Below are 22,995 nucleotides of genomic sequence, written 5' to 3' on the forward strand. Positions count from 1 at the left end.
GTATGGGCTTAGATAATAATTTGTTAATAACATGATCCATTCTATGATGAAGTCTAAATATTACTTAATTCTGGGGTTTATTGCCTTAGCCACCTGCCAATTAGGTGTTGCTGCACAAACAACTAAGACCTTTAAAATAGCTACCTCAGTGCAAGCGAATGGTACGGCTGGAAAACTCTTGCAACAATTTGCAGATAGTGTCGAAAAACGCTCTCAAGGTGCAATAAAATTCAAAATATTTCACGGCGGGATATTAGGTAACCAGCTACAGTATTTTCAGCATATTCAACGTGGCGTAATAGACATAGGGCTAATAAATAGCGCTTCGTTAGAATCTGTAATACCGAGTATGGGCGTTATGAATATGCCCTATTTGTTTCGCTCTGTGGATGAATACCGCGAAGTAATGAACAATCAAAATTTTCGTCAAACCTTATTTCAATCAGCTAAGAAACATCATTTTGGCTTTTTAGGTTATATCAGCAGCGACTTTAGAAGTATTTACAGTACCCAACCAATAAAAACACTTAACGATTTAGCAGGTTTGAGGTTAAGAACAATATCTAGCCCAACATATATGGAAATGATCTCTAAATTTGGTGCGGTGCCAACGGCTCTTTCTTTTGGTGAATTGTATGCAGGTATGCAACAGGGAGTTGTCGATGGTGCTGAAGGGGAGTGGCAGGCATTCATCAAGCGAAGTTTAGTGATGTTGCCAAGCATGTTTTATTAACGGAGCACACCCGCTTAACCGACTTTGTTATTTGCAGCTTAAAGTTCGAACAAAGCCTTTCTGCCGCAGAACGGAAAATTATCAATCAAGAGTTTGCCATTATTAGTAACAAATCTATTACCTTCGCCGAGGATGGGGAGAAGTTTGCCATTCAAAAATTAACAGACGAAGAAGACGTGCTTTTTTATCACCCAGATAAAGCCTTATTAATTAACGCTGTTAAACCCATGTACTTAGAACAAATGCAAAATAGTGATAAAGCAGCCCTACTTAAAGCAATCTTTAAAATTGAAGGACGTGAATTTTAATATCTCAACATAATGAATTTTATGTTCGATATTTTACGAATAAAAATATGCCAAATGAATCTATAAAACAACCAGTTGCAATGCAAGACAGCCCACGTATCGTTAGTGGCGTGAACAAACTTATGCAGTATTTTTTGGTCATTCTTTTAGTCGCAATGACTGTGGCAATTGCCTATCAAATTACCTCACGTTTTATTTTTAATTCACCCAGTAAATACACCTAGTAATTTTTGCGGTACGCACTCATTTGGCTTGGAATTATAGGCGGCGGTTATTGTTTTTTCTCTAATAGGCACCTGAATTTACCGTTACTATTAGACAAAGTGTCTGCTAGTACGGCCATAAAACTTAAGTTATTCAATGCATTCACTGTAATGTTATTTGGCTTGGCGTTTTCGGTGGCCGGGCTAGAGTCATTTTCAGCTAATCTTGCAATGAAAACCGCCATGTTCCAAGCACCTATTGGTGGATTGCAGTTATGTATGTTGATTTGTGGTTTGATGATCATTGCTTCACAACTGATTTCTTTTGTAACACTGTTAAAAGCTGAAGCTAAACCAATCGATTTGATTCAAGTTGTTTTAGTGATCACCTTAATTTTTGCAGCTTGTTACACCTTTGCCCAAACCAGCTTGTTTAGTTATTGGGTACAAAATCACATTGAAATGTTCTCGTTAGTTGTGCTGTTTTTGGTGTTTTTCACCTTTTTAATATTAGGTACCCCAATTGCAATTGGACTGGCTATTGCTGGCCTATTTACCTTGTCTTTGCAAGTTGATTTTGCGCCATTATTTCCCACTGCTGGGCAGACCATTTTCAATGGCTTAGACAGCTTTGGGTTTCTAGCTTTACCATTTTTTATTCTAGCTGGTAGCATTATGAATCAAACAGGTTTAGCGAGACGGCTAATCGATTTGTCTATGCTGGTAGGTCGTAAAATTCCAGGCAGTTTATGGCAATCAAATGTTGTGGCAAATGGCCTATTTGGTACCTTGTCTGGTTCAGGTATTGCTTCAGCATCTGCTATTGGTGGCATCATTACTCCAGTGGCTCGTGAACAAAAATATGACTTACCAATGACGGCAGCTGTCAATGCCGCATCAGCCCCTTGTGGTATGCTCATTCCTCCTTCTGGTGCCCTTATTGTTTATTCACTATTAACGGGCGGTTCCGCCAGTATTATTGCCTTATTTATGGCCGGATATATTCCAGGTATGATTATGGCCATAACGGTCATGTTGTATGCTTATTTCTATGCTCGCAAAAAAGGTTATCAAGCCGAGACAGGCAACGTTAGCTGGTCAGAATCATTAGCAGTGTTTAATCGTTCTTTACCTAGCCTTTTTATGATAGTGATTGTTATGGGAGGAATTTTAGGAGGACTATTTACCGCCATTGAAGCCTCTGGCGTCGCGGTGGTTTATAGCCTTGGATTAGCGATTCTGTACCGCACTATTAGCGCCAAGATGATATTCAATATATTTATGGAAACAGCCCTAGTCTCTGGGGTGATCCTCTTCCTGATCGCTTGTTCAGGGATGATGAGTTGGACCATGACCTTTGCCTCAATTCCCGACACAGTGACGCAATTGATCTCTGGATTCAGTGACAACAAACACATGGTGCTATTGCTAATTGTCGCAGTGTTACTGGTCGTCGGTGTATTTATGGATATGGCACCGGCAATGTTAATATTCACCCCAATATTCTTACCCCTAGTGGTCAGTTTAGGCGTTGACCCCGTGCATTTTGGTATTGTCTTGGTTTATGCTTTAGCCCTTGGGGTAGTAACCCCACCGGTTGGTACCGTGCTGTTCGTGGCTTGCAGTATATCAGGCCAGTCAATCACCTCTGTCATAAAGCCTCTACTGCCTATTTTTGCTTTACAACTATTAGGCTTAGTACTCATTACATTTTTTCCCATTTTAAGTCTAATGTTACCTCAGCTATTTGGTTTATAATTCTACCAAAGTGCTAGATAAGAAGGCTTTTATGGACACAAAGTGTGGCAACTTCTAGAGCGCCTGACGCATCGTTTTTTTACATCGAAGCTCAATCCTCATCAGCAATACATGTAAACTCTGTGTTATGCTTCGCGCGATTTTTATTGGCAAGGTTTAGGTATTTATGCAGCGGTTAAACAGATTACTTTTTACTATGGTAACAGCACCTATTAAATGGTGGGTCAAAGTGAAAAGTATTCCAGAGTGACATAGAAAGTGAACTTGGTATCGATAAGTCTAAACCTATCGTTTATTTACTTAGGACTCACTCCGTAACCGATCAACTCGCATTAAAAATGTCGGCAGCGTCTATCGATATGCCTAAGCCGACCACTACCATTGATATTGCAGGAAGTGAGTTTCCTGCGTGCCTTTTTTTACGCAATCCTAGCTCTGTGTTAAACAGAAAAATCAAAAATACTGATATACGAGAAAATGCCGCATGGCTTTTTAAATTACACAGAGAGCACCCAGAGTTAGATATACAAATTGTGCCTGTATCAATTCATTGGGGCCGCGCTCCAGGCAATAACATGTCGGGTTGGTCTGATGTTATTGCCAACCAAGTTTCTCCGAGCTGGTTGCGCAAATTTTTTATCGTGCTATTGCTAGGTCGTGACAACTTTGTTTGTTACAGCAAGCCCGTTTCTTCTAGAGCAATGAGCAATCTCAAAGGTGGCGATGAAGAAATCGCCCATAAACTCATTCGCGTGGCAGGCACCCATTTTCACCGCCGCCAACAAGCCATTACTGGCCCTAATAAACTTGAACGCCATGAACTACACAACAGCGTGATTGGCTCCGATGCCGTTTCAATGGCGATTGCCGAACAAGCGTTATCAAAAAAACCAGCCAAGAAACCGCAAAAGCCGAAGCCAAAGCCTACTTAGACGAGATTGCCGCTGATTACCGAGAAGGGATAGTGAGGTGGGGCGCGAGCATTCTAACTAAAGTATGGAACAAAATTTATAACGGCATCGAAGTCGGTCATGCGTCTACCGTTAGAGAATTAGCCCAAAACGGCCATGAAATTATTTATGTGCCTTGTCATCGCAGCCACATGGACTACTTGTTGCTCACTTATGTGATCTATCATGAAGGTTTAGTAACACCACATATAGCGGCCGGCATTAATTTAAACTTTCCCCTGTTGGTGGCATATTACGCAAAGGCGGCGCGTTTTACTTACGTCGCAGCTTTGCTGGTAATAAATTATATACTGCAGTATTCAGAGAGTACTTAGAATTATTATTCAAAAAGGGGTATTCAGTTAAGTATTTTCCAGAAGGAGGGCGCAGTCGAACTGGGCGATTATTGCCACCTAAAACAGGCATGCTTGCCATGACCCTGCAAGGTTTAATAAAAGGTGTTAATCGACCAATTAGCATTGTGCCCGTTTACATCGGATACGACCATGTCATGGAGGTGTCTAGCTATCTAAAAGAGCTAAAAGGCACAGACAAGAAGAAAGAGTCTTTTATACAGGTTTTTTCGGCCATTAAGAAATTGAAAAACTACGGAGTGGGACATCTTAATTTTGGCGAGCCTATTAATTTGTCTAACTACTTAGACAAACAAGAGCCCAACTGGCGACAATACCAAGAACAAGACCAAGACAACCGGCCACAATGGCTAACCCCTGTCGTAAATGATCTCGCCACCGATGTGATGCACAAAATTAACCAGGCTGTCGCCATAAGTGGAATGGCAATTTGTGCAACTTGCCTGTTAGCCGCTAAAAAACACGCCATGGCGCAGTCAGAGTTGGAACAAGCCTTGGATCATTACTTGGCACTACTGAAAAGCTCACCGTTCAGTGACAGGGCCACTATCCCCGCCCTTAGCGGTAAAGAGCTGTTGGCTAGCACTCTCAAACTCAATAAATTTACCGTCACTGAAGACAGTTATGGCAAAGTCATCTCTCTCAAAAATCAAAATGCAGTAGCCTTAACGTATTATCGAAATAACGTGCAACATCTTTTCGTGGTGCCAAGCCTAATTGCCGCTATAGTCTTCGCCCATAAAGCATTACCCAAGCGCCAAGTATTGTCTTTAGTTAGTAAACTATACCCATTATTAAAACGTGAACTGTTTTTGTATATGGACCTTAAGCAAGCTGCAAAATATGCAGAAAGTCTGCTCAATAACATGCTCGAAATGGGCTTGTTGGTTGAAGAAAATGCTCATATTCAGCCACCTTCACCTTGTGGTGACAATTTTTATAGCACTTGGTTATTGAGCCGAGGCATACGAGAAACTCTGCATCGATATGCGGTGGTACTTAGCCTATTGTCAAAGCAAGGTGCGATTAGTCGTAGTGAATTAGAGCTTAACAGCAGACAATTTGCAGAGCGACTATCTAGCTTACACGGACTCAGCTCTCCCGAATTTTTTGATAAAAATGTACTGGGATCTTTCATTAGCGCATTAAAAGAAAATAAATTCTTAGACGTTAGCGAGAAAGGACAACTTAGCCATACAGCACTCAGTGAATCATTGCGTTCTGATGTAATAAAGCTCATCGAGCCCGAAATAATTCAAAGGCTCAAGCAGATTTAACAACGACTTCCATACCTAGGTTTACGCGGCATTTAGTGAACATAAACTGAAGGCCGCCATTCTTCCTAATCTTGATAAAATCCTCCACCAAAATCAGTAAAAATTAGCTATGCTTGACTTTGGGAAGCAGTATCACCCGATAACATCGCGCAATTGGCTTTGTTGCGCATAGAATAAACTGCAAAATAAGGAAAGTTACATGTCTAAACTCATTCTATCTCTCGATGGTGGTGGTATTCGTGGAGCCGCCACAACTCAGTTTTTGAGCCATGTTGAACAGCAGCTCTCAGAAAAATATCAAAAATCAGTACGTGATTGTGCCGATTTTTACGCTGGTACTAGTACCGGCAGCATTATTGCATTAGCACTGGCAACGACAGATATGTCGATGGCTGAGATCAATAATTTATACAGTTATACCAACGCCAAAAAAATATTTGCCGAAAACAAAGGCTGGTTTGAAGTAGACGGCATCAACGCCCCCAAATATGAAGCTAAGGGCAAAACCTCAATCCTCAAAGATAACTTAGGTAATGCTAAGATAAGTGATGTGACCGACGGAAAACATGTGTTGGCGATAACCTACGGTATTGAAAAGCGTCGACCATATGTATTCAAATCAACCAAGCCAGCATATAAAAATTTATTGTCTTATCAAATAGCCGATGCCTCTAGCGCTGCGCCAACTTACTTCCCAACGAAAGAATTACAACTTCCACCAGATAAAGATGAACATTGGCTAATCGATGGTGGCGTTATAGCGAATAACCCAACTATGTGCGCGTTTGCCGAGGCTTGCCGCCTATGGCCAACGATTGAGAAACGCGTAGTATCTGTAGGTACAGGCTCTCACTCTCGCAAGATTAACGGCCCTGACTCGCAAAAATGGGGCGCGATACAATGGATGCTAAAAGGGCAGATTATTGATTTATTGTCTGACGAAAAAGTAGTCGCTTATCAAGCATTAACCATCACCCCACCCGGAAAATATATAAGGGTAAATGCGGAAATGTGCCGTCAACCTGATTTGCCTAAAGCACCTGACGACGCTATGGATGACATAAGCAAAACTAACATCAAACATCTAAAGATTATGGGTGACTTTTGGTTTGAGCAATATGGCGATGCAGTAGTAGAGTTGCTTAACAATAGTTACGGCGGTCCGTCTTTGGACAGAATAGATCCCGCAACAGGTAAACCGATTGTATACGACCCCAATAATTAAGCCCAATTCAAACTAACCACGAGTAGCAAAGCACTAAAGGGCGACTTGTACTATTAAAAATTAACCCCGTCATCCCTGCCCCCCAACTCTGTCATCCCTGCATGCTGTTAGCAGGGAACCACATGGCCGAATAAGTGACAGTAATGACAACCACAAAAACAAACCGATCTCCGGCTTAAAACACTACCGGAATGACGAAGGCTTAAAACACCACCGGAATGACGAAGGCTAAAAACGCTACCGGAATGACAAAGACGAAGACCCACCCCCGACATTCCTGCACCCAACGCCGTCATCCCTGCATGCTGTTAGCAGGGAACCACATGGCCGAATAAGTGACAGTAGTGACAACCACAAAAACAAACCGATCTCCGGCTTAAAACACTACCGGAATGACGAAGGCTAAAAACACTACCGGAATGACGAAGGCTTAAAACACCACCGGAATGACAAAGATGAAGACCCACCCCCGACATTCCTGCACCCAACGCCGTCATCCCTGCATGCTGTTAGCAGGGATCCACATGGCCGAATAAGTGACAGTAATGACAACCACAAAAACAAACCGATCTCCGGCTTAAAACACTACCGGAATGACGAAGGCTTAAAACACCACCCGAATGACAAAGATGAAGACCCACCCCCGTCATCCCTGCATGCTGTTAGCAGGGATCCACATGGCCGAATAAGTGACAGTAATGACAACCACAAAAACAAACCGATTCCGGCTTAAAACACCACCGGAATGACGAGGGCTTAAAACACCACCGGAATGACGAAGGCTTAAAACACCACCGGAATGACGAAGGCTCAAAACACTACCCGGATGACAGAAGTAGAGCACCCGAAAAACGGAAGTGGAGGCACTGGAGTGGCAGGCAAATCGGGGACGTAATGACAAAGGTGCGCAGCGCATAAGTGACGCTGCACATACTTATCTACTCTGCAAACACACCGTTCAAGTCAGACAAGAAAAACTTATATGCGGGATTTTGGGTTTGCTCTTGATATATATAACCTAACTTTGCCAAATGCTCATCGAACTCAGCCCGTCGCCCATCGTCAATTTCAAAACCTGCTAACACTAAGCCTTCGGCGGCACCGTGATTTCGGTAATGGAATAGGGTGATATTCCAGTTTTCACCTAGGGTATCTAAGAACTTCATCAAGGCACCGGGATGCTCAGGAAATTCGAAAGAGAACAGCTTTTCATTCAACAAGCTTGGTGGGCGACCCCCTACCATATATCGAACGTGCAACTTGGCCATTTCGTTATCAGATAAATCGAAGCATTGATAGCCTTGTTCGTTCAGCTTGCTGCTAAGCGCTAAGTATTCTTTTTTGCCTTCTCGCAATTTAATGCCAACAAAAATATGGGCTTCGCGGTCGGTTGAGTATCGGTAGTTAAACTCGGTAATTGCACGACCACCTAGTACGTCACAAAATGCTTTAAACGCGCCTTTGCGCTCAGGAATTTTAACTGCAAGTACCGCTTCTTTTTGTTCTGCTAATTCACAACGCTCTGACACATAACGTAGGGTATGAAAGTTAATATTCGCGCCACATAAAATGCCACCAAACTTTTTGCCTGTCATGGGGTTGGACTTTAGATATTTACGGATGCCCGCTACCGACAATGCTCCAGCAGGTTCGGCGATAACACGAGTGTCATCAAATATATCTTTAATAGCCGCGCATATTTCATCGGTGCTAACAGTAATGACTTCGTCGACATATTGCTGGCATAAACGAAAAGGTTCTTGACCAATGATTTTAACCGCAACGCCATCAGCAAAAATGCCAACATGATTGAGAGGTACTGGTTTACCAGCCTGCATAGCCGCTTGTAAGCAGGCTGATTCTTCAGACTCTACAGCAATAATTTTCAAATCAGGTTTAAGCTGCTTTAAAAATACCGCGATCCCCGAAATTAACCCGCCACCACCTACTGCGATAAAGAGTGTGTCTAAGTCTGGGTTTTGCTCTAGCAATTCACGGCCAATAGTCCCTTGCCCAGCAATTACGTCCTCGTCGTCAAAAGGTGCCACCATGGTATAGCCAAGCTCTTGTGACAGGCGCAAAGCTTCATCTTTAGCTTGGTCAAAACTGGTGCCATAAAGCACAACATTGACATATTCGCCGCCCAACTCTCGAACGGCTTCCACTTTAATGTCTGGTGCTGTTTCTGGCATCACAATAGTGGCCATAATTTTTTTGCGTTTTGCAGAATACGCCACGCCTTGTGCGTGGTTACCCGCAGAAGACGCTACGACGCCGGCTTTTAGCTGCTCGTCTGACAGTTGGCTGAGCTTGTTGTAAGCGCCACGTAACTTAAAAGACTTAACCGGTTGTTGGTCTTCGCGCTTCAGCCAAATCTCATTACCTATAGCCGCTGACAGCTTATCTAATTTTTGCAAATCAGAATTCACGGCCACGTCATAAACGGGCGACAATAAAATACGCTTTAAATAATCATTGGCTGAAAGGGTCATTTAGTCTTCCAACTTAGACGCATCTCGCACGCCGCCCTTATCAGCACTTGTGGCTAATAAGGCATAAGCTTTAAGCGCTAACGTGACTTTACGTTCACGAGCAACGGGCTTCCAAGGTTTGGCGCTGTTGTTCATGTTGTCACGTCTGATTTGCAATTCAGCATCACTGATGTCAATACCAATGGTACGGTTTGGAATATCGATAAGCATAGTATCGCCTTCCTCTACTAATCCAATACCACCGCCACTAGCGGCTTCTGGCGCACAGTGCCCAATCGACAAGCCTGACGTGCCCCCGAGAAACGACCATCGGTAATTAGAGCGCATTCTTTGCCCAAGCCTTTGGCTTTGAGGTAAGTAGTTGGGTACAACATTTCTTGCATACCTGAAGCCACCCTTAGGGCCTTCGTAGCGAATAATCACTACGTCACCCGCCACAATTTCATCACCTAAAATGGCGGCGCAAGCTGTATCTTGGCTTTCAAATATACGAGCACGACCAGTAAATTTAAGAATAGACTCATCTACACCTGCAGTTTTAACAATACAGCCATTTTCAGCAATATTACCAAATAGTACCGCTAGTCCACCTTCTTCGCTGAAGGCATTGTCTATGCTACGAATACAACCGTCTGCTCGGTCTGTATCAGCGGTAGGCCAGCGACAATTTTGGCTAAAAGCCTTAGTAGTGCGAATGCCAGCTGGACCGGCTTTATAAAACTCTAAAGCACGTTCATTGGCTGGGTTGGTAATATCCCACTCAGCAATAACTTCGCCTATGGTTTTACCCAACACATGGGGAGAGTCAGCGTGGAGTAATCCTGCGCGATTGATTTCTGCCAAAATACCCAATACTCCACCAGCGCGGTGTACGTCTTCCATATGATATTTGGGCGTAGATGGTGCAACCTTACATAACTGCGGTACTTTACGAGACAAACGGTCTATGTCGTCTAAGGTAAACGGGATTTCAGCTTCTACTGCTGCAGCTAACAAATGTAAGATGGTATTAGTAGAGCCCCCCATTGCAATATCTAAACTCATGGCATTTTCAAATGCGTTAAAGTTAGCGATATTACGTGGCAATACAGAATCATCATCTTCTTCGTAATAGCGACGGCAAAGTTCAACAATTTGCGAACCAGCTTGTTTAAATAAGCCTTTACGGTCAGCATGAGTCGCAAGCATTGAACCATTACCTTTAGCAAAGACAAGCCAAGGGCTTCGGTTAAGCAGTTCATTGAGTTAGCAGTGAACATACCAGAGCAAGAACCACAAGTAGGACAAGCAGAACGCTCGACTTCGTTGCTGTCTTCGTCGCTAACATTATCATCAACACCAGCCACCATGGCATCAACCAAATCAAGCTTAATAATTTGATCTGAAAGCTTAGTTTTACCTGCTTCCATTGGCCCACCAGAGACAAAAATAACCGGAATATTCAAACGTAAAGACGCCATTAACATGCCTGGAGTTATTTTGTCGCAGTTTGAGATACATACAATAGCATCAGCGCAGTGAGCATTCACCATGTACTCAACTGAGTCAGCAATAATTTCGCGAGAAGGCAAGCTATACAACATGCCGCTATGGCCCATGGCAATGCCATCATCAACAGCGATAGTGTTAAACTCTTTAGCCACACCACCAGCCGCTTCGATGCTTCGTGCAACTAATTGCCCCATATCTTTTAAATGTACATGACCCGGAACAAATTGGGTAAATGAGTTAGACACGGCAATGATCGGCTTATGAAAATCTCCATCTTTCATACCTGTGGCACGCCATAGAGCTCTGGCGCCGGCCATATTACGCCCTTGGGTAGTGGTTGCTGATCTTAACTTTGGCATTGTTATGTACTCTTTAATTGGGTTGTGTCTATAACGACTTTACAATCGCTAATTATATATAATGAATGATACAGGTATTTAGCCCAAGTAAGAATTCTAGATTGTTATACGATATGTAAACTTATTAATTTTCCACCCACAATCCTTACTTCAATTATGATTGGAAAGCCTAATCACTAGCCTAGGGGCAGTAACTTGATCAATACTTGTGCGGCATTTGTTTCTGACTAGATACAGGTAAAATAAGAAATGGTCACTTGGTTACATTGGATTGATTTAGCTGGCGTAGCAGTTTTCGCTATTGCCGGCACGTTAATGGCTTATAAAAAGCACATGGACGGCTTCGGCGTTGTGGTGCTAGCAGCGGTCACTGCTGTTGGTGGAGGGACATTGCGCGACATGATTTTAGATTTACCGGTTTTTTGGGTGCAAGACCCGAGCTTTTTCTATGTCATTATTTTTGCCGCATGCATCACTATCATTTGGTTGCGCACGCAAAACACCTTTCCTCTCAAGTACTTATTCTTTGCAGATGCCATAGGACTGGCTTTTTTTAATGTAATGGGCTGTCAAAAAGCTCTGGTCTATGGCGCGTCTCCTTTGGTGGCGATAGCATTGGGCACAATGACCGGCGTGTTTGGGGGGCTAATACGAGACGTAATTTGTCGCGAAATCCCGCTGGTGTTAAAAGGAGAATTATATGCAACGGCCTGTATCGCCGGCGGAATAGTTTATATTTTATGCCAGCACTTTGCGATCAATACAATGCTCTGCATGTTGGCCGGCTTTAGCATTACCTTAATGATACGATTGTGCGCTATGAAGTGGCACTGGAGCTTGCCTATATTCAACCCGCACGATGCCGTAAAAGACGAATAACTCGCAATATTGCTACTTTTAGCTAGGTTTAAGGTTAGTCAGCCAAAAACAAATGGAGTTGTACCTTGTCTTTAGCCATTGTTTATTCTCGAGCCAGTGTCGGCATAGACGCACCGCTCATTACTGTAGAAGTTCACTTAGCCAATGGTTTGCCTTGCTTTAACTTAGTGGGCTTGCCAGAAGCCTCAGTTCGAGAAGCCAAGGATAGAGTGCGTAGCGCCCTGATCAATTCCGGCTTTGAATTTCCGGCCAAACGTATTACCGTCAACTTAGCCCCTGCTGACTTACCCAAAGAAGGGGGACGTTTCGACTTAGCTATCGCCATAGGTATTATTGCCGCTAGCCTTGAGTTAACCGAAAGCCAATTAAATAGCATCGAATTCGCTGGGGAGTTAGCTTTGTCTGGCGAAATTCGCCCAGTTAAAGGTGCCTTACCATTCACTTACGCTTGCACCCAAGCTAATCGTACCGCCATTCTACCCTTCCAAAACGCAGCCGAAGCGTCACTAATTAAACAAGCGAAAATTGTCCCCGCTACAGAACTTTTAGAAGTGTTTAATCACATTATTGGTCAGCAAAGGCTAGGCTTATACACTGTCAAAACACTACCCAAGTTAGCCGAATACGAAAATGATCTACAAGATGTAGTGGGCCAAGTTGCTGGCAAACGCGCCTTAGAAATAGCCGCGGCCGGCGGGCATAATTTACTTTTCACCGGTCCACCTTGGTACAGGTAAAACAATGCTTGCCAGTCGCCTCATTACCATTTTGCCCCCATGACAGACGAAGAAGCACTAGCGACCGCAGCGGTGCATTCTATTGTAGGTAAAGCAGTGGATCCTGCCACCTGAAACACCGAGCTTTTCGTCATCCTCATCACACTAGCTCAGCAGTAGCCTTAGTTGGCGGTGGTAGTATTCCACGGCCTGAGGAGATATCGCTGGCCCATAATGGCGTGCTTTTTCTAGACGAACTACCAGAATTTGACCGAAAAGTATTAGACGTTTTACGTGAGCCATTAGAGTCAGGCACGGTCAGTATCTCAAGAGCCGCAAGGCAAGCGCAGTTTCCTGCAAAATTTCAACTGGTTGCGGCCATGAATCCAAGTCCAACAGGCAGCTTGAACGATGGCAGGTGTTCATCTGAACAAATATTACGATACTTAAACCGTATTTCTGGGCCATTTTTAGATCGCATCGATTTACAAGTCGACGTGCCTAAATTAGCCAATAATGAATTTTCAGAACAAGTGAAAAGCCGCGGTGAAACCAGCCAAGTAGTGCGCGACAGAGTGATCAAGGCTCATCAATTGCAACTAAGCCGTTGTGGCAAAACCAATTCTCAATTAGGCAGTAAAGAAGTACAAGAACACTGTGAACTGACAACACAAGATCAACAGTTTTTACAACTCGCAGTAGAAAAGCTTGGCCTATCATTACGTACATACCACCGAGTATTAAAAGTAGCTCGCACCATAGCCGACTTAGCCCATGAACCACAAATACAAAAAACACATTTAGCTGAAGCGTTACATTACCGAGCATTTGACCGTATGCTGGCACAGTTAACCAATAATTGAACGAATAGTCACAAACGACCGACTATTAACCAATGATAAGCAAAGGCTAAACAATAGCATGGCTATTGTGCGCCTTTGCATTTTCTCAATATCAATCTAAAACTGACTCAAATCCTAGGCTAGTTTTAACCTTCTACTATGCAAAAAGCATTCAGCTTATTGCCATCCAAATCTCTAAAATAAGCAGCGTAAAACCCAGCAGACGCTCCTTCAGGCCTAAATCCAGGCTTGCCTTCACAGGTGCCTCCTAGTTCTAATGCTTTTGCGTAGAAGGCATCAACTTGCTCTGGGTTGTCTAATACAACTGCCACCATAGTGCCATTGCCAACAGTCGCAGGCTCTTTATTAAATGGAATTGCAACAGCAATAGAAGGTTCATTGGGTGATTTAGCCCAAGCAATAAAATAATTGGGCTCTTCCATAAATCGCTTCGCGCCAATAGTGCCAAGCAAAGCATCATAAAAAGCTGCTGATTTTACTAAGTCTGCAGTACCTAAAGTTACATAACCAATCATAATATTCTCCAGTGAGTTGTTGTTTTGAACGATTGAATATTAGCGGTTAACTACTGACAGTTATTGTCAGTAGTGTTTCAATAGACTAAAGATTGCTATTTATCATCACGATTTTAAGGTTGCAGCATGCAAAAAGCCGAACGACTAAACGACATTGTTCATCATTTACGAAGAATGCATCAAGCAGTCACCGCTGATACGCTAGCTGAAGTGTTTGAAGTTTCGCCCCGAACCATTTATCGAGATATCCAGAATTTAATCGACTCGGGTGTTCCGATTAACGGCGAAGCGGGAGTGGGCTACGTAATAGATAAGAGTTATCACTTACCACCCATTATGTTTGATGCCGATGAATTAGAAGCCATTGCTCTAGGAATTGGCATGGTCAGTAACTGGACTGATGAACTGTTTGCAGTAAAAGCCCAAAACGCCTATAAAAAAATTCAAGCAACCTTACCCGCCCCTTTGATCCACGAATTGCATCAAATCAGTACGTTTTCGGCACCTAGCAGTTATAAAATTCCCTGGGAAGTGAGTTTCACACAAGTCAGAGAATGTATTCGTAAAAGGAAAAAAGTTCGGTTCAATTATCTAGACTTACAAAACCAAACCACCCAGCGCACCATTTGGCCATTAGCCCTGATTTCATTTAGCCCAGTTTGGTTATTAGCTGGCTGGTGTGAATTACGTCAATCATTCCGTAACTTCCGGCTCGACCGATTATCCGAATTTGTCGTGTTAGACAACCGCTACCCCAATGAAAAAGATAAAAGCCTACAAGCTTATCTGGCTCAGATTAAACATGAATAAGAAAAGTAGCATTAGGCAGATGGGACAGAGTGAAGTAGCAAATAGGAAGAGCTTGCATCCTCACATTGAATGATCTCCAACAACAAATGACCAAACTTTGTCTCTGTCATAGCCGCATGGTGCTAGCAGGGATCCACATTGCTGCATAATTGACAGTTGCGACAACGGCAAATCAAACCGATTCCGGCTCAAAACACTACCGGAATGACGAAAGTGGGGACCCAATTTTACCTAGACAAATATGTCTTGATAAGTATTTTGATAAGTAGGTGTGATAATAAATAATAAGTAGATAAGTATTTTCGCAATGGATTGCGGTGAGCAACGCGAATGCTTCTAAGCCCTTGCGGCTAACAACTAAACAAAGCCTGGATCGCTGGCTCATTTGCCCTTGCTTGCAAACAGCATAAACCTAGTTGATAAGGTTCAATGTTATCTAACGCGATACGACTGACCCTTTGCCCTACAGTAGAGTGATCTAGCACTATGCTTGGCACTATACCCAGTCCACACCCTAATGCGACCATACTGACAATCGCTTCGTTGCCGGCCACTGTGGCGTAAACTCTGGGACGAATGCCTTGTTCGGCAAACCAGTGGTGCACAATACGTTTTGACGGACCAGACTCTGGTAAAATAAACGAGTGATTACGCCATTCTACTTGGTTTAATTTTGACAGTTGCAGCTCTTTTGATGCTATCAGCACTAAGGGAATTTCATCTAGCGGTAGGAATTTTAGTTCCTTAGGAAAATCAGGAGTATGGATCGCAATTGAGGCGTCCACTTCTTGCTGCATCACTTTACTCGCAGACCATGCTGGGTCGCCGGTATTCAGCTTAATTTCTACCTGCGGGTATTTGTGCCTAAAATTGTCTAGCAAACTAGGTAAATGACTTTGACTGGCTGTAACAGAACAAAACAAGCTCAGTTCACCTTGCAGTTGCTGGTGGTCTTGTTTCAACTCTAGTTTAACTTTTTTCCATTCGGAAAGAGTTTGTTGACTAAAACCCAATAACTTAGCACCAGCTGCGGTGAGCTTGACCTTACGATTATCGCGCACAAATAGAGGAGTTGCACATTCTTCCTCGAGCCTCTGTATTGTGCGACTCAATGTGGAAGGGCTAACAAACAGAGCGTCGGCTGTTTTACTAAAATGTAAACTGTTCGCTAGATGTTGAAACAGCTCTAAGCTACGAATATCCATGCATTCTACCTGTTTATTAAGTTTGAGAGTGTAGTTCAAACTCAGCATTGCAATAAACGCAACATTATATTGCAAATATATCATTTTAAACAACAATGAATTTTAACTATTATCTAACAATTGTAAATTTGCACTTACTCAACGTGATATAACATAAGGATTTAACATGGCTAATTATTTCAATACACTATCTCTACGCCAGCAATTAGACCAAATTGGTCGCTGCCGTTTTATGCAACGTTCAGAGTTCGCTACTGGATGTGATTTCGTTAAAGGCAAAAAAATTGTTATTGTGGGCTGTGGTGCTCAAGGTTTAAACCAAGGTTTGAACATGCGCGATTCTGGTTTAGACATTTCTTACGCGTTACGCCAAGCTGCTATCGATGAAAAACGTGAATCTTTCCAACGTGCTAGCGACAATGGTTTTACCGTAGGTACTTATCAAGATCTTATCCCTACTGCTGATATCGTTTATAACTTAACGCCAGACAAGCAACACTCAAGCGTAGTTGAAGCGGTTATGCCGTTAATGCAACAAGGCGCTACTTTAGGTTACTCTCACGGTTTCAATATTGTTGAAGAAGGTCAGCAAATCCGTGAAGATTTAACTGTTGTTATGTGTGCGCCTAAATGCCCAGGAACAGAAGTACGTGAAGAATATAAACGTGGATTCGGTGTTCCAACGCTAATCGCTGTGCATCCAGAGAATGATCCTAAAGGTCAAGGTTGGGATATCGCTAAAGCCCTAGCTTCTGCTACAGGTGGCGATCGTGCTGGTGTTCTTGAGTCTTCATTCGTTGCTGAAGTTAAGTCAGACTTAATGGGTGAACAAACCATCTTATGTGGTATGCAACAAGTTGCTGCTATCTTAGGTTATGAAAAAATGGTCGCTGAAGGTATCGACCCAGGTTACGCAGGAAAGCTAATCCAAGACGGTTTAGAAACAATTACCGAAGCACTTAAGATCGGTGGCGTAACTAACATGATGGATCGCTTGTCTAACCCAGCTAAGATTAAAGCGTTCGAATTGGCTGACGAATTAAAAGTATTGTTAGGCGATTTGTTTGGTAAGCACCAAGACGACATCATCAGCGGTGAGTTCTCACGCACTATGATGGAAGATTGGGCTAATGGCGATGCGAACTTACTTAAGTGGCGTGAAGAAACCGGTGAGACTGGTTTTGAAAATGCACCAGAGTATAGTGGCACTATCGACGAGCAAGAATACTTTGACCACGGAGTATTTTTAGTAGCAATGATCAAAGCTGGCGTAGAACTTGCTTTTGACGTTATGGTCGAAGCTGGAATTTTACCAGAGTCTGCGTATTATGAATCACTTCATGAAACTCCGTTAATTTCTAACACTATCGCCAGGAAGCGTTTATACGAAATGAATGTGGTTATTTCTGATACGGCTGAATACGGTAACTATTTATTTGCTAATGCTGCTGTACCAATTTTGCGTGAAAAACTTATGCCTAATATTGGAACAGACCTTATTGGAAAGGCTTATACAACGGCGACTAATAGTGTTGATAATAAAAAATTAGTAGATATCAATAAAGCAATTCGTGAAAGTGGCGTTGAAACAATTGGTGCAACTTTACGTGGTTACATGACTGATATGAAGGCTATTGTAGAAACTGTTTAATTTGTAAATTCTAAATTTGCAGTTACCAAAAAGCCCGACCTGCAAGTTGGGCTTTTTATTGTGCTATCAATAGTGATAATTACTACTGTATACAAAAAGAGACAGAACGACAGTCTTTATAAAACAAGGCTTACAGCCTAATTGTAAGATTATTTGCTGACTACTCAGAGTTAAAATTAGCTAAAACCTTAATTTTTTCGCGGAGTGTCTCCATTATGATACACAATTAATCTTGCCATGCTTTATATACCTATATAAAATCAGGTATTATAGTGACACGTGAATAGCAGTCGGTCATTTAATGCCAAATACATTAATTGTTTTAAAGGTCAATAATGAACAAATCTATAACTAAAACTACACAAATAGATGGCTGGCTATTCGAAGTGAAAATGGTAAAAGCTATTAAAGTTAAGAACCATGGCGAGCCCTATTCAGCTGTGGCTAGTATGACTGCAAATGGTGACCAAATGTATATTGACTCCCATTTATCTTCAAATAATGAAGAGCTGCAAAAAGATGATTTTATGGCCATCTATAAATTCTGCCAATCTATGGGTATGAAAAATATCAGTTACGATAGAATTAAGAATGGTTTAAAAACAACTAAAAATATAGATATTGTAGAAAACCAGCAACCCAAACTTAGAGTTATTTAACTGATAGGTCACAACCTACTACTTATCGGCATACCAGTACAAAATAAAAGAAATCCCGCCAAAGGCGACAAAGCCTAGTGCAACAGGTGTAATAGTTAAGTGAATAAAGCTGCCAACAAAAATGGCAGTGGCAACAGAAAAAACACTGCTTAATGAGCCTATAATTGCGGCACCTAAACCAGCCATTTTACCTAATGGCTGCATGGCCATTGAGTTTACATTGCCAAACACAATTCCAATACTAAAGAATGCGCAAAACAGCACGCTTACAAACTGCCATAAAGGTGGAACCCCCTCATAGTTAAGACACAAGACTACTAGTATTGTGGAAAACAACATCCAGCCTAACATAGCCCAAGTACATAGTTTACGCATACCTAGGCGCATCACTAAAGTGCCATTTGTAAACGACGCTAAGCCTATTGAAAATGACAATAATGCGAAATACAGAGGAAATTGCTCCCCTGTATCATAAATTTGCTGAAATAGGGTTTGTGAAGCGCTGATATAAGCTAAAAAAGCACCAAAAATAATACCCGATGAAATAGTATAAAACATCACCAACTTATGGGTCAGAATGAATTTACTCGACTGCCATAACTTGCCCCAACTAAATGGCTCTCGCATTGATTTTGGTAGTGTTTCAGGCTGACGTATAAAAAACCACACACCAATAATAGTGCCGATAATTAGGAACGAAGAAAATATGTGTCGCCAAGATAGCCCACTTAATATTGCTTGCCCAAAACTAGGGGCAATCATGGGCACTAAAATGAACACCATCATGATAAAAGACATGACCCGTGCCATTGCTTCACCTTCATATTTATCGCGGATGACTGCCAAAGTCGCTATTCTGGGGCCGGATACACCAAAAGCTTGAATCACACGACCAATTAGCATCACCACCAATGATTCCGAAAACATGCATACCACTGTACCAACAGCAAATATGATCAGACCATGTAAAATAGCGTAGCGCCTGCCTTTATCATCAGACAGAGGCCCATAATACAATTGACCAAATGCCATACCGAGAAAGAATAAAGATACAATTAAATGAGTTTGCTGGGCATCGGCAATCGCTAAATCAGTGCCAATTTGGTGCAAGGCAGGCAACATAGCATCAATACTTAATGCTACCAACGAAGTCATCAACGCCATCAACGCCACAAATTCTACCAGGCCAATATCTGCCTTAGCGGGTTGTACTGATGTTTGATGATTCTGTGACATGATAAAAACCGATAAGTTGAAAGCGCAGAATTCTAACACTACCTAACCAATGTGCTTTTGTTTTTTTACGTTAGTAACTAAAATTACTGTTAGAAAAGATTACCCATCGACGCTTTAGGTAAAAATCACTTTTTCTACTCTGCTTTATCTGAGTTTGCCAGCACTTTTACTCGGCCATTACGTAGACTATAGATCCAGCTATGAATATTGATCGATTGCCCGCGCGCCATCGCATCTTTTACAATATTACTTCGACGCACATTATCTGCTTGCTCCATAACATTTAGCTCACAAAGTCGGGCAGACCTATCTAAGCTATTTAATTTTGCGAGTTCTTCGCGGTGTTTGTAAGCGATATCTTTGATATGCCCCAACCAGTTATCGATTAACCCAAATTGTTGCTCGCCTAAAGCGGCATCAACTCCGCCACAGCCGTAGTGGCCGCATACGATCACATGCTTAACTTTCAATACATCCACCGCATATTGCAATACAGACAAACAATTAAAGTCAGTATGAATCACTAAATTCGCCACATTTCTGTGCACAAAAATGTCCCACAGGTAACAGGCCCAAAAGTTGATTGGCCGGCACCCGACTATCTGAACAGCCAATCCATAAATACTCTGGCTTTTGTCTTTCAGATAAACGATCAAAAAACTCAGGATCGGCCGCTGTCGTGGACTCAGACCAGAGTTTATTGTTTTCAAGCAATTGAGATATTTTTTTCATATTCCCTCTCTGTTTTCAGCCACAAGCCTAGCATCAGTCTAGTCATCATACAGGTTATTGCTCGAACTAGTGCCAATCTGGAGTGATAAGTAGCCACTCAGCGCATTCAAAGAGAGCCTTATCAATTCTAGATACTATAAACATACCTATTACGGATTATCACTTTGTAGCTTTCGCTTTATTGGAATTGTTCCCATTGCAATACCATTGCCTAACAATACAATCAGCACCCCTATGAATGCCTCTAAATGCCATTCATACCCTTCGAATAAGGTAGATAATGCCAAAGCTACAATGGGGTAAACCAACACCACATAAGCCGCTTTATCTGAACCCATTTGCTTCACTAATTGCATATATGCACCAAACGCAAATACCGAACCAAATACCGTTAAATACAATATAGAAAGGTAATAGTGTGGATTAGTAGGTACAACAAATTCAGCGCCTTTTACCAAAGCGGCAATGGTTAAAAACACCACACCATAACTCATAGCCCAAAAGTTCATTTGAATAACAGGCGTACCATGATCAAGAATTCGTTCAGACACCACATTGCCTAAAGATGCGAAGAAAAAAGATCCCAAGGCAAAACTTATACCCAACAATAAATAGTCATTAGCAGTGACTTTTGAAAACTCAGGTGAAAAAATCAAAGCAATACCTATCATACCAAAAGTAGCCCCCACAATGACTTCTCGACGAATTGGCTTGTTTAACAATACCCGCCGCAATAGCACATTAATATACACCATGCCTGAACTCATCAAGGCCACAATAGCACTAATGATGTATTGCTGACTTTGGTATAACAGAGAGTAATCGAGGGTGTACAAACACAACCCAACCAAAGCCATTTTAATATGAATGTGCACAGGCAAACGTAAAGGTAACTTCTTAATTTTGCAGTAACTCAACAAAATAAAAGCCGCGGCACAGAAGCGATAGGCGACAGACAAAACAGGATCTACTTCACCAAACTGGAAAGTAATTGCTAACCAAGTTGAGCCCCAAATAAGCACAACCACCAGAAAAAGAATTGGGTTAGACAAAGGTATCGGGCTCTTTTTTGAGTTAACATGATAGCTAGAGTATATCCTTTATGTTAAGTGGTTAACCAATGAAAAAGTTATTGATTTTTGTTTCTGGCTTCGCCATTTTGCTGGTTTCATTACTTTTTTTCCGAGCCTTTACAGTATTCGAGGATAAACAATACTCAGTCACTGCACCTATCCCAAACATAAATCTTAACCAGCAAGAAGTGCTGCAGCGCTTCAGTCGTGCAATACAAATACCCACCGTATCTTATGACGACACGACACAGTTTGATCACTTGGCATTTTCAAGCTTCCATCAATTCTTAGCTGACTCATTTCCGTTAATTCAACAACATACAAAGCTGCAGAAGTTTGCAGATTACAGTTTACTTTACCATTTGCAGGGTTCAAACTCACAACTTAAGCCGGTACTATTTATGGGTCATATTGATGTCGTCCCGGTTGATCCTGCTTCACGAGACTTATGGTTACAGGACCCTTTTGGCGGAGCAATTATTGATGGCACAATTTGGGGTCGTGGCAGCATAGACGACAAAGTAAGTGTGGTGGCATTAATGGAAGCCATGGAGCTATATCTAGCCAGCGGTAAACAGCCACAGCGCAGTATCTATTTTGCTTTTGGCCATGACGAAGAAGTGGGTGGTGTAGGTGCATCAACCATCGCCAACTATTTTAGAGCACAACACACTGAATTTGAGTTTGTACTAGATGAAGGTGGTATTATTTCTACCGGTATAGTACCCGGTATAACTCAACCTGTTGCATTGGTAGGCGTTGCCGAAAAGGGTTTTGTTAATTTTAGGCTAACCGTAAGAGGCGAGGGTGGCCACTCATCACAACCCACAACTCACAGCACAGCGGGTATTTTAGCTAACGCTATAGTTAAAGTTGAAGACAACCCTTTTCCAGCCACTTTAGATTTTCTTGAACTAATGTTTGAACGTATTGGTTATGCTACCGACTTGTCAATGCGTTTACCCTTAGCTAATTTATGGTTACTTGAACCACTTGTCATTAACACTTTATTGGCCAAGCCTAGTTCTGCCGCTAGCGCCCGCACCACAACGGCCGTCACTATGTTACAAGGCAGTAGTAAATCAAATGTGCTACCTACAGTGGCAAGTGCGGTGGTAAATTTTAGAATTTTACCGGGGGACACTGTTGACAGCATTAGCGCGCACTTAGAAAAAGTGATTGATGATCCAAGAGTAGAAATCACTGCAGAACTTGCTAGCGAAGCCTCTGCGCTATCGCCCGTAGATAGTTATGGCTTTAACTTGATAGAAGCAACCATTAGACGAATCGACGACTCGATTTTGGTTACACCGTTTCTACTGATAGGCGCTACCGATGCCAGACACTTTCATGGACTATCAGACAACATCTATCGATTTATGATGGTTTCCTTAACGCTGAAACACTCAAACAGTTCCACGGCATTAATGAACAAATAAGCGTGGAAGACTATTTACGCTCGATTCAGTTTTATCATGCCATGCTA

The 22,995-nt window shown here is 42.2% G+C and carries 14 protein-coding genes and 5 pseudogenes; 11 read left to right on the plus strand and 8 right to left on the minus strand.

Features of this window, described 5'->3' with window-relative positions; genetic code table 11:
* The first annotated feature begins 46 nt into the window (after positions 1-46).
* The 5 genes and pseudogenes from dctP to RS130_RS04565 all read left to right on the plus strand — a co-directional run bounded on the left by dctP (position 47) and on the right by RS130_RS04565 (position 6,828).
* Positions 47-1,041 (plus strand): annotated as a pseudogene (gene dctP, locus RS130_RS04540) (TRAP transporter substrate-binding protein DctP).
* A 47-nt stretch (positions 1,042-1,088) separates the two neighbouring features.
* Complete coding sequence (locus RS130_RS04550; protein ID WP_316024980.1) at positions 1,089-1,265, plus strand: hypothetical protein; 177 nt, start codon at positions 1,089-1,091, stop codon at positions 1,263-1,265.
* 6 nt (positions 1,266-1,271) lie between these two features.
* Positions 1,272-3,002: a TRAP transporter large permease subunit gene (locus RS130_RS04555; RefSeq protein ID WP_316024981.1), complete on the plus strand. Its 1,731-nt coding sequence runs from the start codon at positions 1,272-1,274 to the stop codon at positions 3,000-3,002.
* Positions 3,003-3,168: 166 nt separating this feature from the next.
* Positions 3,169-5,603 (plus strand): annotated as a pseudogene (gene plsB / locus RS130_RS04560) (glycerol-3-phosphate 1-O-acyltransferase PlsB).
* A 199-nt stretch (positions 5,604-5,802) separates the two neighbouring features.
* Positions 5,803-6,828 carry a patatin-like phospholipase family protein gene (locus RS130_RS04565; protein WP_316024982.1) on the plus strand — a complete coding sequence of 342 codons (1,026 nt, stop codon included), beginning with the start codon at positions 5,803-5,805 and terminating at the stop codon, positions 6,826-6,828.
* Positions 6,829-7,766: 938 nt separating this feature from the next.
* Here RS130_RS04565 and ilvA read toward each other — a convergent pair.
* From ilvA to ilvD, 3 genes and pseudogenes are all read right to left on the minus strand, one after another.
* Positions 7,767-9,320: a threonine ammonia-lyase, biosynthetic gene (ilvA, locus tag RS130_RS04570; RefSeq protein WP_316024983.1), complete on the minus strand. Its 1,554-nt coding sequence runs from the start codon at positions 9,318-9,320 to the stop codon at positions 7,767-7,769.
* Positions 9,321-10,115 (minus strand): IlvD/Edd family dehydratase, encoded by a 795-nt coding sequence (locus RS130_RS24065; protein ID WP_487369325.1) that lies wholly within the window; start codon positions 10,113-10,115, stop codon positions 9,321-9,323.
* Positions 10,113-11,170, minus strand: a pseudogene (gene ilvD / locus RS130_RS24070) (dihydroxy-acid dehydratase); the annotation flags it as partial. The pseudogene ilvD and the gene RS130_RS24065, both read right to left, overlap by 3 nt.
* 249 nt (positions 11,171-11,419) lie before the next feature.
* On the opposite strand from ilvD, the gene RS130_RS04580 reads away from it, so the two are divergent.
* Both RS130_RS04580 and RS130_RS04585 read left to right on the plus strand, forming a co-directional pair.
* Positions 11,420-12,049, plus strand: coding sequence for a trimeric intracellular cation channel family protein (locus RS130_RS04580; protein ID WP_316024984.1), 630 nt, complete (start codon positions 11,420-11,422; stop codon positions 12,047-12,049).
* Between the two features lie 65 nt (positions 12,050-12,114).
* Positions 12,115-13,628, plus strand: a pseudogene (locus RS130_RS04585) (YifB family Mg chelatase-like AAA ATPase).
* 125 nt (positions 13,629-13,753) lie between these two features.
* On the opposite strand, the gene RS130_RS04590 reads toward RS130_RS04585, so the two are convergent.
* Positions 13,754-14,143, minus strand: coding sequence for a VOC family protein (locus tag RS130_RS04590; protein ID WP_316024985.1), 390 nt, complete (start codon positions 14,141-14,143; stop codon positions 13,754-13,756).
* A gap of 126 nt (positions 14,144-14,269) precedes the next feature.
* Between RS130_RS04590 and RS130_RS04595 the strand changes: the two genes are divergently transcribed.
* Positions 14,270-14,953 carry a helix-turn-helix transcriptional regulator gene (locus RS130_RS04595; RefSeq protein ID WP_316024986.1) on the plus strand — a complete coding sequence of 228 codons (684 nt, stop codon included), beginning with the start codon at positions 14,270-14,272 and terminating at the stop codon, positions 14,951-14,953.
* Positions 14,954-15,303: 350 nt separating this feature from the next.
* Here the strand turns inward: RS130_RS04595 and ilvY are convergent, their stop codons facing one another.
* Positions 15,304-16,158 carry an HTH-type transcriptional activator IlvY gene (gene ilvY, locus RS130_RS04600; protein WP_316024987.1) on the minus strand — a complete coding sequence of 285 codons (855 nt, stop codon included), beginning with the start codon at positions 16,156-16,158 and terminating at the stop codon, positions 15,304-15,306.
* A 166-nt stretch (positions 16,159-16,324) separates the two neighbouring features.
* Here ilvY and ilvC point away from each other — a divergent pair, with 166 nt between their 5' ends.
* Together ilvC and RS130_RS04610 are read left to right on the plus strand one after the other, a co-directional pair.
* Entirely contained in the window at positions 16,325-17,809 is a 1,485-nt protein-coding gene (gene ilvC / locus RS130_RS04605; protein ID WP_316024988.1) for a ketol-acid reductoisomerase, read from the plus strand.
* 335 nt (positions 17,810-18,144) lie between these two features.
* Positions 18,145-18,468 (plus strand): hypothetical protein, encoded by a 324-nt coding sequence (locus RS130_RS04610; RefSeq protein WP_316024989.1) that lies wholly within the window; start codon positions 18,145-18,147, stop codon positions 18,466-18,468.
* An 18-nt stretch (positions 18,469-18,486) separates the two neighbouring features.
* Here the strand turns inward: RS130_RS04610 and RS130_RS04615 are convergent, their stop codons facing one another.
* The 3 genes and pseudogenes from RS130_RS04615 to RS130_RS04625 form a co-directional block, all read right to left on the minus strand.
* Positions 18,487-19,704 carry a multidrug effflux MFS transporter gene (locus tag RS130_RS04615; RefSeq protein WP_316024990.1) on the minus strand — a complete coding sequence of 406 codons (1,218 nt, stop codon included), beginning with the start codon at positions 19,702-19,704 and terminating at the stop codon, positions 18,487-18,489.
* Positions 19,705-19,838: 134 nt separating this feature from the next.
* Positions 19,839-20,436: pseudogene (gene can, locus RS130_RS04620) on the minus strand (carbonate dehydratase).
* Positions 20,437-20,585: 149 nt separating this feature from the next.
* Positions 20,586-21,488: a DMT family transporter gene (locus RS130_RS04625; protein WP_316024991.1), complete on the minus strand. Its 903-nt coding sequence runs from the start codon at positions 21,486-21,488 to the stop codon at positions 20,586-20,588.
* A gap of 68 nt (positions 21,489-21,556) precedes the next feature.
* Between RS130_RS04625 and RS130_RS04630 the strand changes: the two genes are divergently transcribed.
* Complete coding sequence (locus RS130_RS04630; protein WP_316024992.1) at positions 21,557-22,948, plus strand: M20 family peptidase; 1,392 nt, start codon at positions 21,557-21,559, stop codon at positions 22,946-22,948.
* Positions 22,949-22,995: the final 47 nt, after the last annotated feature.

Origin of the sequence: Paraglaciecola aquimarina, assembly GCF_032464635.1 — a bacterium.
Classification (GTDB): Bacteria; Pseudomonadota; Gammaproteobacteria; order Enterobacterales; family Alteromonadaceae; genus Paraglaciecola; species Paraglaciecola aquimarina.